This is a genomic window from Pseudomonas sp. B12(2026) (assembly GCF_057767015.1).
Map to the genome: position 1 here is coordinate 5,281,758 of NZ_CM173430.1, position 13,805 is coordinate 5,295,562.

Annotated in this window: 11 protein-coding genes; 4 read left to right on the top strand and 7 right to left on the bottom strand. The window is 69.5% G+C overall.

All coding sequences use genetic code 11. The features are described 5' to 3' along the window. Positions 1–256 precede the first annotated feature (256 nt). The gene (locus tag AC3B6A_RS24630) at positions 257–1,141 is read right to left on the bottom strand and encodes a LysR family transcriptional regulator (protein ID WP_488399711.1); all 885 of its coding nucleotides are present in this window, start codon (positions 1,139–1,141) and stop codon (positions 257–259) included. Positions 1,142–1,282: 141 nt separating this feature from the next. On the opposite strand from AC3B6A_RS24630, the gene AC3B6A_RS24635 reads away from it, so the two are divergent. The 4 genes from AC3B6A_RS24635 to AC3B6A_RS24650 all read left to right on the top strand — a co-directional run bounded on the left by AC3B6A_RS24635 (position 1,283) and on the right by AC3B6A_RS24650 (position 4,957). Continuing rightward, positions 1,283–1,615 (top strand): DMT family transporter, encoded by a 333-nt coding sequence (locus tag AC3B6A_RS24635; RefSeq protein WP_488399712.1) that lies wholly within the window; start codon positions 1,283–1,285, stop codon positions 1,613–1,615. 167 nt (positions 1,616–1,782) lie between these two features. Beyond that, complete coding sequence (locus AC3B6A_RS24640) at positions 1,783–2,958, top strand: NAD(P)/FAD-dependent oxidoreductase (protein ID WP_488399713.1); 1,176 nt, start codon at positions 1,783–1,785, stop codon at positions 2,956–2,958. Continuing rightward, on the top strand, positions 2,955–3,758 hold the full coding sequence (locus AC3B6A_RS24645; protein WP_488399715.1) for an aldo/keto reductase: 804 nt from the start codon (positions 2,955–2,957) through the stop codon (positions 3,756–3,758). Before AC3B6A_RS24640 ends, AC3B6A_RS24645 begins: the two co-directional genes overlap by 4 nt. Before the next feature lie 287 nt (positions 3,759–4,045). Further along, complete coding sequence (locus tag AC3B6A_RS24650; protein ID WP_488399716.1) at positions 4,046–4,957, top strand: metal ABC transporter ATPase; 912 nt, start codon at positions 4,046–4,048, stop codon at positions 4,955–4,957. 158 nt (positions 4,958–5,115) lie between these two features. On the opposite strand, the gene AC3B6A_RS24655 is transcribed toward AC3B6A_RS24650, so the two are convergent. The 6 genes from AC3B6A_RS24655 to msbA all read right to left on the bottom strand — a co-directional run bounded on the left by AC3B6A_RS24655 (position 5,116) and on the right by msbA (position 13,748). Beyond that, complete coding sequence (locus tag AC3B6A_RS24655) at positions 5,116–6,321, bottom strand: acyl-CoA dehydrogenase family protein (protein ID WP_488399717.1); 1,206 nt, start codon at positions 6,319–6,321, stop codon at positions 5,116–5,118. Positions 6,322–6,331: 10 nt separating this feature from the next. Continuing rightward, on the bottom strand, positions 6,332–7,615 hold the full coding sequence (locus AC3B6A_RS24660) for an acyl-CoA dehydrogenase family protein (RefSeq protein WP_488399718.1): 1,284 nt from the start codon (positions 7,613–7,615) through the stop codon (positions 6,332–6,334). A 327-nt stretch (positions 7,616–7,942) separates the two neighbouring features. Beyond that, positions 7,943–9,367 carry a bifunctional D-glycero-beta-D-manno-heptose-7-phosphate kinase/D-glycero-beta-D-manno-heptose 1-phosphate adenylyltransferase HldE gene (hldE, locus tag AC3B6A_RS24665; protein ID WP_488399719.1) on the bottom strand — a complete coding sequence of 475 codons (1,425 nt, stop codon included), beginning with the start codon at positions 9,365–9,367 and terminating at the stop codon, positions 7,943–7,945. An 86-nt stretch (positions 9,368–9,453) separates the two neighbouring features. Next, positions 9,454–10,866: a PIG-L deacetylase family protein gene (locus tag AC3B6A_RS24670; protein WP_488399720.1), complete on the bottom strand. Its 1,413-nt coding sequence runs from the start codon at positions 10,864–10,866 to the stop codon at positions 9,454–9,456. Between the two features lie 136 nt (positions 10,867–11,002). Next, complete coding sequence (locus tag AC3B6A_RS24675; RefSeq protein ID WP_488399721.1) at positions 11,003–11,899, bottom strand: GNAT family N-acetyltransferase; 897 nt, start codon at positions 11,897–11,899, stop codon at positions 11,003–11,005. A 22-nt stretch (positions 11,900–11,921) separates the two neighbouring features. Then, on the bottom strand, positions 11,922–13,748 hold the full coding sequence (gene msbA, locus AC3B6A_RS24680) for a lipid A export permease/ATP-binding protein MsbA (RefSeq protein WP_488399722.1): 1,827 nt from the start codon (positions 13,746–13,748) through the stop codon (positions 11,922–11,924). Positions 13,749–13,805 lie beyond the last annotated feature (57 nt).

Sequence of the window (13,805 nt, forward strand, 5' to 3'; positions counted from 1 at the left end):
CGTCCCGCTCTCGTAGGAGCGGATCTTATCCGCGATGGCCGTGGCACGGCGTCGGGACTTCGCGGACAAGGTCCGCTCCTACGAAAAGCACGCCAAACCGCGATGCGAGCACGGTCCGTAGGATGGCGTGGAGCGAAGCGATACCCATCAACCAGCACCGCATCGACTACAGCCCGGCCCCGTAGGAGCGGATCTTATCCGCGATAGTCGTGGCAGGGCGCCGGGACTTCGCGGACAAGGTCCTACGAAAAGCCAGTCACACCGGCGCGGCGAGGTGCTCGGCGAAGCATTCCCCCAGCCACTGCGCCGCCGGCCCCAGGGGCTCGTCGCGGCGCCAGACCAGCTCCACCACCAACGCTGGCGGCGTCCAGTCGCTGGCCAGCTCGATCAGCAGCGGCTGGTAGGCCGGGTACTGCGCCACGTGGCGCGGCAGCCAGGCCCAGCCGAGGTCGCGCATCAAGAGTTCGGCCATGGCGTAGAAGCTGTCGGCGCGCCACACCAGCGGGCTGATCTGCTCCCCACCGGGGTAGCGGCTGTCCTGCGGCGCCATCAGCAGCTGGCGATGCCGCGCCAGCTCGCGGCGGTCGGCATAGTCCAGCTTCGCCAGCTCGTGCCCGGCGCCGCAGACGGTGACCATCTCGATGGTGCCCAGGCGCTGGCGCTCCAGTTGCTCGGGCATGCCCTCGTGGTGGAACAGCAGGCCGAGGTCGGCGCGGCGCTCCAGCAGCTTGCGCGCCACGTCGCCCTGGGCGCCGCTGGCCAGCTGTACCTCCAGGGTGGGGAACTCCCGGGCCAGCGCCTGCAGCCCGGCGAGCACCGGCTGATAAGGCATGGCCTCGTCCTGCGCCAGCCGCAGCAGGGGCTCGGTGCCGCGCACCAGCGCCAGCGCGCGGCTCTCCAGGCGCTCGCACTGGCGCAGCACTTCGCGGGCTTCGGCCAGCAGCGCCCGGCCCTCGGCGGTCAGCACCGGCTGGCGGCCGCTGCTGCGCTCGAACAGGGTCACGCCCAGGTCGCTTTCCAGCAACGCGATGGACGAACTCACCGCCGACTGCACGCGCCGGAGCTGGCGCGCCGCCGCCGAGAAGGAAGACTGATCGGCAACGCTGACGAAAAGCCGCAACTGATCCAGGTTCCACTGCATGGCCTATCTCCGCAACCTATCTCAATAGCAGATAGGTAATGACTTTATCCCATCACCCGGATGACTAGAATGCCCGGCAGACCGAACGTCAGCTGCGTGTCGCTCATACCGAGCGGCGTGTCGTTCCGGAGAGGCCCCACCATGCCCGGCTATCTCTACCTCGCCATCGCCATCGTCGCCGAAGTGATCGCCACCGCCTCGCTGAAGTCGGTGAAGGGCCTGTCGACTCCCCTGCCGCTGCTGCTGGTGATCGTCGGCTACGCGATTTCCTTCTGGATGCTCACCCTGGTGGTGCGCAGCATCCCGGTGGGCATCGCCTACGCCATCTGGGCCGGCCTGGGCATCGTGCTGGTCAGCGTCGCCGCGCTGGTGCTCTACCAGCAGAAGCTCGACACCCCCGCCATCCTCGGCATGTGCATGATCGTCAGCGGCGTGATCGTCATCCAGTTGTTCTCCCGAACCGCCGGCCATTGAACCTGCGCCCTCAATTTGCAGGAGCGAGCTTGCTCGCGAACCAGCCCCCGTATCTGATGGCGTTCGCGAGCAGGCTCGCTCCTACGAGAACAGCCTGAGCCGGCAAGCGTTTGCCGCCACTCCCAGGCGTTATACTGCGCGCTTCGTTTTTCCCTCGAGGCGCTTTCATGTCCGAATCCCTGAGCACCGACATCCTCATCGTCGGCGGCGGCATCGCCGGTCTCTGGCTCAACGCCCGCCTGCGACGCGCCGGCTTTTCCACCGTGCTGGTGGAAAACGCCGCGCTGGGCGGCGTGCAGAGCATGCGCTCGCAAGGGATCATCCATGGCGGCACCAAGTACGCGCTGCACGGCGCGCTGACCGGCGCCTCGGAAGCCATCGCCGACATGCCGGCGTTGTGGCGCGACTGCCTGGCCGGCAGCGGCGAGGTGGACCTGCGCGGCGTGCGCGTGCTGTCCGACGCGCACTACCTGTGGTCGCCCGGCGGCCTGGCCGGCAATCTCACCAGCTTCTTCGCCAGCAAGGCGGTGCGCAGCCGCGTCGCCCAGGTGAAGGGCGCCGACCTGCCGCCGGCGCTGCAGGACAAGGCCTTCAAGGGCAAGGCCTACCGCCTCACCGAACTGGTGCTGGACGTGCCCAGCCTGATCGCCCGCCTCGCCGAACTGGCCGGTGACAGCCTGCTGGCCGGCGAGCGCATCGAAGCGCTGCGCGACGGCGACACGCTGGCCGGCCTGCGCGTCGATGGCCGCGAAATCCGCGCCCAGCGCGTGGTGCTCAGCGCCGGCGCCGGCAACGAGGCGCTGCTGCGCGAACTCGGCCTGGAGCAGCCGGCCATGCAGCGCCGCCCGCTGCACATGGTGCTGGTCACCGCGCCGACGCTGAAACCGCTCTACGCCCACTGCCTGGGCGGCGGCCCCAAGCCGCGCGTCACCGTCACCACCCATCCGCTGGGCGATGGCCAGTGGGTCTGGTACCTCGGCGGCGACCTCGCCGAAGCCGGCGGCGTGGCCCGCGACGAAGCCGGGCAGATCGCCGAGGCGCAGCGCGAACTGCACAAGCTGGTGCCCTGGATCGACCTGTCCGCCGCGCGCTGGGCCACCCTGCGGGTTGACCGCGCCGAGCCGGCGCAGAGCAACCTGCTGCGCCCGGACAGCGCCTTCCTTGCCGAAGACGGCGCGCTGCTGGTCGGCTGGCCGACCAAGCTGGCCCTGGCGCCGAACTTCGCCGATCGCGTGCTGGAGTCCCTGGAAAAGCACGGCATCCGCCCGCAGGCGGGCACCGCCCTGCCCGACCTGCCGCGCCCGGCCATGGCCCGCCCGGTGTGGGAGGAACTGCTCGGATGAAGACCCTGCACCACCTGCACCGCCCGCTGGGCAGCACCGGCCTGAACGTCTCGCCGCTGGGCCTGGGCACCGTGAAGCTGGGCCGCGACCAGGGCGTGAAGTACCCCGAGGGCTTCCGCATCCCCGATGACCGCGAGGCCGCCGACCTGATCGCACTGGCCCGCGAGCTGGGCATCAACCTGATCGACACCGCGCCGGCCTACGGCCGCAGCGAGGAACGCCTCGGCCCGCTGCTGCGCGGCCAGCGCGACCAGTGGGTGATCGTCAGCAAGACCGGCGAGGAGTTCGACGCCGGCCAGTCGCACTTCGACTTCAGCGCCGCCCACACCCGCCGCTCGGTGGAGCGCAGCCTCAAGCGCCTGGAAACCGACTACATCGACCTGGTGCTGGTGCATTCCGACGGCAACGATCTGGACATCCTGCAGGGCACCGAGGTCTACGCGACCCTGGAGCGCCTCAAGGAAGCGGGCCTGATCCGCGGCTTCGGCTTCTCCGGCAAGACCGTCGACGGCGGCCTGCTGGCCCTGGAGCGCGGCGACTGCGCGATGGTCACCTACAACCTCAACGAGCAGGCGGAAAAGGCCGTGATCGACCATGCCCTGGCCCATGGCCGCGGCATCCTGATCAAGAAGGCCCTGGCCAGCGGCCACGCCGCCCTCGCCCCCGGCGTCGACCCGGTGCGCGCCAGTTTCGAGCTGGTGCTGGGGCATCCCGGGGTGGCCAGCGCCATCGTCGGGACCATCAATCCGCTGCACCTGCGCCATAACGTGAGCATCGCCGCCGAAGTCCTCGACCGCTGATCGGCGGTCATGTGAATGACCTGTTCCTGTGCCATGCTCAGTCTCCCCCGGGGAAAACCGTGGGCATAGAAAATGTCGCCGGCCGGTGATTCCCAAGCAATAGCCCCGGAATCACCAAGCCTTTCAGGGAAAAATCCGGAAATCCTCTTGATTTTCGATAGCACCAGGGCCGGTGCAAGGCTGTCTCGGCTTCAGCGACCCGCGCAATCGATCGGCCCGACCGCCTCCAGCAGACGGCCAGTGTTCGCCTCGGCGCCGCCCGGTGCCCTGTACGAAAAGGAGCCCACATGCCCCGCATGCTCGCCCGCAAGGACCCGACCGCCTTCAAGACCCTGCCCCTGCTGGTGGAAGCCGGCACGGACGGTCTCACCTACCAGACCCTCGGCAAGCCCCTGAACTTCGCCCAGGTGCTGGAGCGCCGCCGGCCGATCCAGGTCGATCACTGCGAACGCTTCGTCACCGAACTGGCCAACCTCGGCGTCTCGGTGCGCCTGACCCTGAACTTCCAGGGCCGCGACCACTGGATCCTGGTGCGCCAGCGCCGCCTGGACCGTGGCGACACGGTGCTCAAGCTGATCTCCGGCTACGTGCCGGCCCACGAACTGAACCTGCCGTTGCTCACCGCGATCCAGGAAGTCGCCGAGGAGTGCCTGGTGGAAACCGCCGACGGCTGGCTCGGCGGGCGCTTCGGCGACACCTGGCTGCCGACGCCCTACGAGGGCAGCCTGCGTTACCGCGAGAGCGGCCACTTCTCCCTCACCCCGCTGTCCGGCGCCTCGCGCCCGGTGCAGGCCGGCGCGCTGCGCCTGCTGGAGCGCCCGCAGGCGTACGTGCACCTGCCGACCGCCTCGCTGCAACTGGTCTACGACCTGCGCATGGAACTGCCCCGGGACGCCCGCGACGTCAGCCTGTTCCACGTCGACGAGAAGCTCGAAAGCGGCCCGCTGGTGGCCCGCCTGGACCGCCGCCGGCCGGACCTCTACCTGCTGCCGCTGGACCATGGCCAACCCACCGGCGAGCTCTACACCCTGAGCAAGGGCGAGCTGCGCAAGGCCGGCACCCGGGGCCTGTGGCTGTCGGAAAGCTTCGCCGCCCAGGACGGCTGGCTGGTGCGCGAGGAGCGCATTCGTTTCCGCGAATGGATGGAGCAGTGGCCGCCCGCCGCCGGCAATGCCGGCAGCGGGCGGCGCACGGCCTGATCCCACCACCGTGATCCGGCTGGCCTGACGGCCTGATCGGAGTAGCACTCCCTGCAGGAGCGAGCTTGCTCGCGAACAAAGCTGACCAGCCACTCCGTCGTTGGGCGGTTCGCGAGCAAGCTCGCTCCTACGAAAAACCGCCCACGACCACTGGCCGTTCACTTCAGCTGACTGGAACTCTTGCCGAGCAACCGCCGGGCGATGATCAGCAACTGGATCTGCTGGGTGCCCTCGAAGATGTCGAGGATCTTCGAGTCCCGCGCCCACTTCTCCAGCAGTTCCTCTTCCCCATAGCCCAGCGCGCCGGCCAGCTCCACGCACTTCAGCGTCACCTCGTTGGCCACCCGCCCGGCCTTGGCCTTGGCGATGGACGCCTCCCTGGAGTTGGGCAGGCGGTTGTCGGCCATCCAGGCGGCCTTGAGGGTCAGCAGGCGCGCGGCCTCCCATTCGGCCTCCAGCCGGTACAGCATCGCCTCGGCATGGCTGGCGGTCAGCAGCGCCTGGCGGTAGTCGAAGCGGCAGCCGGCCTTCTTCAGCAGCTCGCGGGTGCGGTCCAGCGACGCCTTGGCCACGCCCACGGCCATGGCCGCCACCAGCGGGCGGGTGTTGTCGAAGGTCTCCATCACCCCGGCGAAGCCCTTCCCCACGTCGATCTCGGCGTTGCCCAGCAGGTTGGCCGCCGGCACGCGGCAATCGCTGAAGCTGATCGAGGCGGTGTCCGAGGCCTTGATGCCGAGCTTCTTCTCCAGACGGGTGACGGTCATCCCCGGCGTGCCCTTCTCCACCACGAAGGACTTGATCGCCGCGCGGCCCAGGCTCCTGTCCAGGGTCGCCCAGACCACCACCGCGTCGGCGCGGGCGCCGGAGGTGACGAAGATCTTCTCGCCGTTGAGCACGTAATGCTCGCCATCGCGGGTGGCGCTGGTGCGGATCGCCGCCGAGTCGGAGCCGCAGCCCGGCTCGGTGATCGCCATGGCCGCCCAGGTGCCGGAGAAGCGCTGGAGCTGCTCCTCGTTGGCCACCGCGGCGATGGCGGCGTTGCCCAGGCCCTGGCGCGGCATGGCCAGCAGCAGGCCGACGTCGCCCCGGCACATTTCCATCACGCCCAGGCAGGCGGAGAGGTTGCCGCCGTTCTTCACGCCCTCCTCCGCGCCGGCCTTGCGCTTGCTGGCGGAGGTGGCGCCGACGGCGTCCGGCGAGCCGGCGTTCATGCCGTCGAGCAGCGCGGCCAGCAGGTCGAGCTCCTTGGGATAGGCGTGCTCGGCCTTGTCGTACTTGCGCGAGATCGGTCGCAGGTAGTTCTCCGCCACCTGGCGCGCCTGGTGCTGCAGGGTACGGAATTTCTTCGGCGTTTCGAGGTACATGGGCAGCTCCTCAGAGGTGCAGGCCGCCGGCCATCAGGCCGACCGCGCGCAGGTCGCGATACCAGCGCTCGGCCGGGTGTTCCTGGGTGAAACCGTGGCCCCCGAGCAGTTGCACCGCGTCGGTGCCGATCTTCATCGCCTTCTCGGCGCAGAGCAGCCGCGCCAGATACGCCTCGCGGTGGAACGCCTGGCCACGCTCGGCCAGCGCGCAGGCGCGCCAGAGCATCAGGCGCATGGCGTCCAGCTCGACGGCGATGTCCGCGACCATGAAGGCCACGCCCTGGCGGTGGCTGATCGGCTCGCCGAACGCCTCGCGCTCGTTGCAGTAGGCGATCACATAGTCCAGCGCGGCCTGCCCGGTGCCCACCGCCAGCGCGCACCAGGCCAGCGCGGCGTGGTCGAGGAAGGCCGTGTAGTCGAAGCGCTCCGCCGCCAACCGCTGCCCGGCCGGCACCTTCACGCTCTTCAGACGAACCCGCGCGGTGCCGGCGGCCTTCAGGCCCATGGCCGGCTCGGCACGCACCTCGACGCCCCGGGCACGGGTATCGACGAGGAACAGCGCCGGGCCATCGCCAGCCTCCGCGGCGACAATCAGCTTCTGCGCGTCCACGCCGCGCAGCACCAGGCACTTCTCGCCGGACAGCAGGTAATGCCCGCCGCGCTTGCGTGCCTTGGTGGATAGGCGCTGCGGATCGGCCAGCAGCTGCGGCTCGTTCACCGCGATGGCGATCAGCGGCGCCGCGTCTTCGCCGATGAAAGCCGGCAGCCAGCGCGCCTGCTGCTCGGGCGAAGCCCAGCGGCGGATGCAGTTGGCCGCCGACAGCGGCACCAGCAGCGCGGCGGCCAGGCTCAGGTCGCCGCGGGCGAGGGCTTCGGCGATCAGCGCGTTGGTCACCACGGTGCGCTCGCCGGCCATGCCGCCGTGCACTTCGCCGACGCCGTAGTGGGTCAGGCCCAGTTCCTGCGCCTGGGCCAGCAGCTCCAGGCTCAGGCCGGCCCTGGCGTCCGCGTCATGGGCGGCCGGGCGCAGCACCTCGGCGGCGAAGCCTTCGAGCATCTCCACCAGCATCTGCTGCTCGTCGGACAGGGACAGGTCGAACAGACCGTCCGGGTCGGCCTCGCGCGGGGCCCTGGTCTGCTTGGCGGCCCGCTCGCTGACCAGCCGGAAGCCGGTGCGGCTGCCGCTGTAGAGCAGCTTCTCGAAGGGTTTGCGCAGCTTCAGGCGATCCGGCCAGTCGGCCTGGGCGACGCGGTTCAGCATGGCCAGGGCGCGGCCCTGCACATCGGTGGTCATGGCATCTCGCTCCACGCGGGAAGGATGCCAGCGATCATGCGCCGGGAATCGGCGGGGGGACCATGACCGCTTTGCCGCCAACCATTGGCAGAGCGGTCAGTGGCGACTCTCGGTCTGCCGGCCGGATCGCGAGGCTGGAGGCGAGTCCGCAGGATGGGTGGAGCTTGCGATACCCATCGGCGTTGCCTGCCGGGTCATCGATGGGTATCGCTTCGCTCCACGCCATCCTACGGCGTGTAGGAGCGAGCTTGCTCGCGAACCGCCCCCGCAGCGGAGCCATTCGCGAGCAGGAACCAGGCGCCCCCCTCGCTCCGACGAAGAGCAGGCTCAGCCCTGGTGGAGGATCTTCTCGACGATGGCGGTGGTGGAGCTGTTTTCCACCAGGCCGAGCACGCGCACCTCGCCGCCGTAGGCCTTGACGATCCCGGCGCCGACCACCTGGTCGACGCCGTAATCGCCGCCCTTCACCAGCACGTCCGGGCGGACTTCGGCGAGCAGGCGCTCGGGGGTGTCTTCGCCGAAGCTGACGACCCAGTCCACCGCGCCGAGGCCGGCCAGCACGGCCATGCGCCGGTCGACGCTGTTGATCGGCCGGCCCGGGCCTTTCAGGCGGGTCACCGAGCCGTCGTCGTTGACCGCAACGATCAGCCGGTCGCCCTGGGCGCGCGCCTGTTCCAGGTAGGTCACGTGGCCGGCGTGGAGGATGTCGAAGCAGCCGTTGGTGAAGACGATCTTCTCGCCGTGGGCGCGGGCGTCCTCGATGGCCAGCAGCAGTTGGTCGAGGCTCAGCACGCCGCGCTCGGAGCCCTGCTCGCGCTGCACCGCGCGGCGCAGTTCCGGGGCGCTGATGGCGGCGGTGCCGAGCTTGCCGACGACGATGCCGGCGGCCAGGTTGGCCAGGGCCACGGCCTGCGGCAGGTCCTCGCCGGCGGCCAGGGCGCCGGCCAGGGTGGAAATCACGGTGTCGCCGGCGCCGGTGACGTCGAACACTTCGCGGGCGCGGGCCGGCAGGTGCAGGGCGCTGTGGCCGGGGCGCAGCAGGGTCATGCCGTGCTCGCCACGGGTGACCAGCAGCGCGCCGAGCTCCAGCTCGGTCATCAGTTGCTGGCCCTTGGCGACCAGCTCGGCCTCGTCGACGCAACCGCCGACGATGGCTTCGAATTCGGAGAGGTTCGGGGTGATCAGGCTGGCGCCACGGTAGATGGCGAAGTCCTTGCCTTTCGGGTCGGCCAGCACCGGGATGCCGCGCTGGCGGGCGGCCTGGATCAGCTGCTGGTGGTTCTTCAGCGCGCCCTTGCCGTAGTCGGAAAGCACCAGCACGCGCACCTGGTCGAGCAGCGCCTCGACGTCGGCGGAGAGGGCCGCAGCGTCGGTGCGGAAGGCTTCCTCGAAGTCCACGCGCAGCAGTTGCTGGTGGCGGCTCATGACCCGCAGCTTGACGATGGTCGGCTGGCCGGCGATGCGCTGGAAGCGGGTGGTCACGCCCACCGCCTGCAGGCTGTCGCTGAGGCTGTCGGCGGCCTCGTCGACGCCGGTGACGCCGACCAGGAAGGCCGGGGCGCCGAGGGCGGCGAGGTTCAGCGCGACGTTGGCGGCGCCGCCGGGACGGTCCTCATGCTGCTCGACCCGCACCACGGGCACCGGCGCCTCGGGCGAGATGCGCGAGGTCGCGCCGTGCCAGTAGCGGTCGAGCATAACGTCGCCAACCACCAGCACGGGGGCCTGATCGAATCGGGGCATGGTCAGTTTCATGGGAACTCCGCAGGTCGAAATCGCCGCGGATAATACCATAGCCGCCCGCTGCGACTTGAGACGGACAGCGGGCGGTCAGCCCCCGCTCAGTGGATTTTCCGCACCCAGAACAGCTCGTGGCGGCGCACCGCCTTGCGGAAGAATTCGTCCTCGCCGCTGGCCGGCCAGCGGCGCCCGGCGAGCACGCGCTGGATCAGCCGGCGCAGGCGCTTCTTGCCGGTCAGCGGGGTCTGCAGGTCGTGCTGCAGGGCCAGGGCCTGGGCCTTGTCGATGCGGGTGGCGGCGTCGAGCGCCGGGCTCCACAGCGGATCGGCCGGCAGGGGTTCGATGCAGGGCGGCAGGGCGATGCCGCCGTCGGCCGGGCCCATCGGCCAGCGGTCGTTGTCGTGCAGGTGGTTGGCGTAGAGCAGCAGGGTCTGCGGCTTCCAGCTGCTGCGGCCGATGGCTTCGAGCACGGCGCGGGTGGCCTGCACGTGGTCGGCGTGGGGGTCCAGTTCCGGATGGGCGGTGAGGATCACCTCCGGGCGGATGTGCTCGATCAGGGTGATCAGGTCGGCCACCAGGTTCAGCCAGGTCGGCGCGCCGTCGCGGTCGCCCGGCAACGGCAGCGGATTGAAGCCGCGCACGCTGCGGGTATCGGTGTCGCCGGATTCGCGCGAGCCGAAGGCCCGGCTCGGTTCGGCGGCCATCGCCGGCAGTTGCAGGCAGTAGTAGCCCAGCTGCACGCAGCGCTCGGCGGGCACTCCGCCCCAGAGCGGCGCGGCGATGCTGTCCCAGGTGCGCAGGCGGCCCTTCAGGCGGGCGGCGGCGGCCTTGTCCAGGCCCAGGCGCTGGTAGTGTTCGGCCTCGATCTCGCCCTGGGTCAGGGTGACGATCCAGGCATCCTCGCAGCGGCTGTACTGGCCGAACGCGGCCAGCTCGGCATCGTCGGCGTGGGGCGCGATGATCAGCAGGCGCTGGCGGGCGTAGTCGGGATTGTGGAAGGCGTGCAGCACGCCCTGCTGCGCCAGGCGGCAGTGGCGGCCGTGGAGGCGCAGGTGGCCGGCGCGCAGGGCGGCGCCCTGGCCGGAGAGGTTGATGTAGCGCTTGCCGCCGACGCCGCGCTCGAAGTCCTGGCGATCCGCCTCGACGCCCTCGATCAGCACCTGCGGGTCGAGCCAGCGGCCGAGCAGCGAGGCCTTGATGTCGACTTCCAGCACCAGGGTTTCCGCGTCCGCCGGCAACGCGCCTTCGGCGACATGCAGGCCGTGCGGGCCGAGGGCGACCGGCAGCGCCACGCTGCCGGCGGGGAAGTCGTAGCGGTAGCTGTCGCGCGGCGAGTAGAACAGGTGGTCGGCGAACCAGGCTTCGTGGGCGACCCAGCCGAGGATCACGGCCAGCGGCACGCTCCACCAGGGCGCGAAGATGCCCAGCAGGACCAGCGCCAGCACGGTGATGAGCAGGGCCACGCGCTTCTTGCGGCGGTGCTGTTTGAGCAGTTGCTGCTTGCGGGCGCTCATGGTCGTTCTCCGTAATCCTGTCGGGACGCACTGCTCTTCGGCGTGCGATACCCATCGGCGCTACCTGCGAGGCCGCGATGGGTATCGCTTCGCGCCACGCCATCCTGCGGTCACCGCGAAGGCCGGCGTGTCCGTATCAGACCTGGAATACCGGCACCCGATGGCACCAGCGGTCCTTGTATTCGCGGTCGGCGCGGCCGAAGGAGTAGCGCAGCGGCTTGCCCAGCGCCTCGGCTTCGGCCCAGGCCTCCTGCGTGTTGACGAAGCTGAGCACGCTGCCGGGGCTGAACTCGCGGTTCTCCGGGGCGACGCCGCCGTTGATGTATTCCACGCTGATCCACTTCGGCGCTTCGACCCGGTAGAGAATCTGGATCGCCACCGGCTCGCCGTCCAGGCGCACCAGGGAGCCGCGCATGAATTCGCGCATCAGGGCGAACACTTCGGCCAGCCGCGCCTTGCCCGGCACCTCGAACTCCCAGCGGCGCTGGAACAGGTCGGCGTAGATGCGCGCCTGCTCCTCCGGACTCAGCTCGCTCATCGGCTGCAGCACGCCGCCCGCCTCTTCCAGCAGGCGCTGCTCGCGGCGCTGGTTGTAGCGGAATTTCTTCGAGAAGTCGGCCGGCGCGCGGTTCATCGCCAGTTGCTCGGGCTGCTCGCGGGCGTCGCTGACCTGCTCGCGGTTGAGCTCGGAGAGGTAGCGCACCTTGTGCCGCAGTTCGATGCGCGCGCCTTCGGCGATCGGCAGGATGACCTCGGCGTTGCCCAGGTCGAACAGGGCCTTCTTGCCCTCGCGCTTGAGCACGTCCTTGGACAGCGCCAGGTTGTGCCCCCAAGCCGGCACGGCGGCGCACAGCTCGTCGCCGTCGAACCAGCCGAGATAGCGCACCGGAATGCCGGCCAGGCCGGCCAGGCGCTCGACCACGTCGGGGTGAGTGGCGACGCTACCGCCGAACTGCTGCCAGGCGGCGGCATAGTCGGCCGCCGCGATGGGCGTCCAGCCGCGTTCGCGGAAAAGGCGCAGGCGCTTCAGCATGTCGGGGTGGTCCGCGCTGGCGTCATACCGACTGCTCGGCGCCGGATTCGGCCTCGGCCGGGTCGTCGGCGAACTGCCGTGCGTGCAGGCGGGCGTAGTAGCCGTTCTGCGCGATCAGTTGCTCGTGGCTGCCGCGCTCGACGATATGGCCCTGGTCCATCACCAGGATCAGGTCGGCGGCCTCGATGGTGCTCAGGCGGTGGGCGATCACCAGGGTGGTGCGGCCCTCCATCACCTTCTCCAGGGCGGCCTGGATGTGCCGCTCGGACTCGGTGTCCAGCGCCGAGGTGGCTTCGTCGAGGATCAGCACCGGGGCATCCTTGAGCAGCGCGCGGGCGATCGCCAGGCGCTGGCGCTGGCCGCCGGAGAGCATCACGCCGTTCTCGCCGACCTCGGTGTCGAAGCCCTTGGGCAGGCGGTCGATGAACTCGCGGGCGAAGGCGTCCTCGGCAGCCTTCTCCACCGCGCTGCGCGGTTTGCTGGCGAGGTCGCCGTAGGCGATGTTGTTCAGCACGCTGTCGTTGAACAGGTTGACCTGCTGGGTCACCAGCGCGATGTGCCGGCGCAGGTTGCTCAGCGTGTAGTCCTCGACGTCCACGCCGTCGAGCAGGATCTGCCCGTCGCTGTGGTCGTAGAAGCGCGGGATCAGGTTGGCCAGGGTCGACTTGCCGCTGCCGGAGCGGCCGACCAGCGCCACCATCTGGCCCGACTCGACGGTGAAGTTCAGGTCCTTGAGCACCTGCTTGTCGGTGCCCGGGTAGGTGAAGTTGAGGTTCTTCACTTCCAGGCGGCCGTTCACCCGCTCGCGCTCGACGGTGCCGTTGTCCACTTCGGGCTTCTCGTCGAGCTGCTCGAAGATGCTTTCGGCGCCGGCCACGCCCCGCTGGATGGTGGAGCTGACCTCGGAGAGCTGGCGGATCGGCTTGGGCAGCAGGCCGGCCATGGAGATGTAGGCCACCAGGTCGCCGACGCTGGCGTCGCCGCGCAGCAGCAGCACCAGGTACAGCAGCACCGCCATGGCGCTGTAGATCACCAGTTGCAGCATCGGGGTGTAGACCGCCGAGGTCTTGTTCATGCGCAGGTTCTTGGCGGTGTTCTCGGTGCTGACGTGCAGGAAGCGCTCGCGCTCGTAGGGTTCGCCGCCGAAGCTGCGGACCACGCGGTAGCCCTGGATGGTCTCGGAGGAAACGTGGGTCACGTCGCCCATGGCCACCTGGATCTTCTTGCTCTGCTTGCGGAACTTGCGGCTGGCGCTGGTCACCATCAGCGCGATGACCGGCAGGATGGCCAGCATCACCAGGGTCAGCTTCCAGTTCATGTAGACCAGCGCGAGGAACAGGAAGACCACGGTCATGCCTTCGCGGATCACCACCTTGATCGCATCGGTGGCGGCGCCGGTGACCATGGTCACGTTGAAGGTGATGCGCGAGATCAGGTGCCCGGAGTTGTGGCTGTCGAAGTAGCGGTTGGGCAGGGTCAGCAGGTTGTTGAACAGCGCGATGCGCAGGTCATGCACCAGGCCCAGGGAGACCTTGGCCAGGAAGTAGTTGCCGAGGAAGGAGCCGATGCCCTGCCAGACCGCGATCAGCACCACCAGCAGCGGCACGGCGAACACCAGAGACAGGTTGCGCAGCCAGTCCCAGGGCGCTTCGGGGAACAGCTTGGCGTCCGGATGGGCCAGGCCGTCGACGAAATACTTGAGGATGCCCGCCAGCATCGGCTGGGTGGCGGCGAAGATCAGGAAACCGACGATGCTGAGCAGGAACATCCCGACGTACGGCCGCACGTAGGAGAGCAGTCGGAAGTAGATCTTCACGCTGGAAGGCGCCTGGAGTTCTTTACCGGCCATGTAGGAATCGCACGCTTAAAAGGTCGGCGATTATAACACAGCGTTCTCGTTTGCCCG

Bases quoted from the DNA above. Each gene is read 5' to 3' on its own strand.
- AC3B6A_RS24670 (WP_488399720.1), bottom strand. From the start codon at position 10,866: ATGAGCGCCCGCAAGCAGCAACTGCTCAAACAGCACCGCCGCAAGAAG.
- AC3B6A_RS24635 (WP_488399712.1), top strand. From the start codon at position 1,283: ATGCCCGGCTATCTCTACCTCGCCATCGCCATCGTCGCCGAAGTGATC.
- AC3B6A_RS24660 (WP_488399718.1), bottom strand. From the start codon at position 7,615: ATGACCACCGATGTGCAGGGCCGCGCCCTGGCCATGCTGAACCGCGTC.
- AC3B6A_RS24650 (WP_488399716.1), top strand. From the start codon at position 4,046: ATGCCCCGCATGCTCGCCCGCAAGGACCCGACCGCCTTCAAGACCCTG.
- msbA (WP_488399722.1), bottom strand. From the start codon at position 13,748: ATGGCCGGTAAAGAACTCCAGGCGCCTTCCAGCGTGAAGATCTACTTC.
- AC3B6A_RS24640 (WP_488399713.1), top strand. From the start codon at position 1,783: ATGTCCGAATCCCTGAGCACCGACATCCTCATCGTCGGCGGCGGCATC.
- AC3B6A_RS24645 (WP_488399715.1), top strand. From the start codon at position 2,955: ATGAAGACCCTGCACCACCTGCACCGCCCGCTGGGCAGCACCGGCCTG.
- AC3B6A_RS24675 (WP_488399721.1), bottom strand. From the start codon at position 11,899: ATGCTGAAGCGCCTGCGCCTTTTCCGCGAACGCGGCTGGACGCCCATC.
- AC3B6A_RS24630 (WP_488399711.1), bottom strand. From the start codon at position 1,141: ATGCAGTGGAACCTGGATCAGTTGCGGCTTTTCGTCAGCGTTGCCGAT.
- AC3B6A_RS24655 (WP_488399717.1), bottom strand. From the start codon at position 6,321: ATGTACCTCGAAACGCCGAAGAAATTCCGTACCCTGCAGCACCAGGCG.
- hldE (WP_488399719.1), bottom strand. From the start codon at position 9,367: ATGAAACTGACCATGCCCCGATTCGATCAGGCCCCCGTGCTGGTGGTT.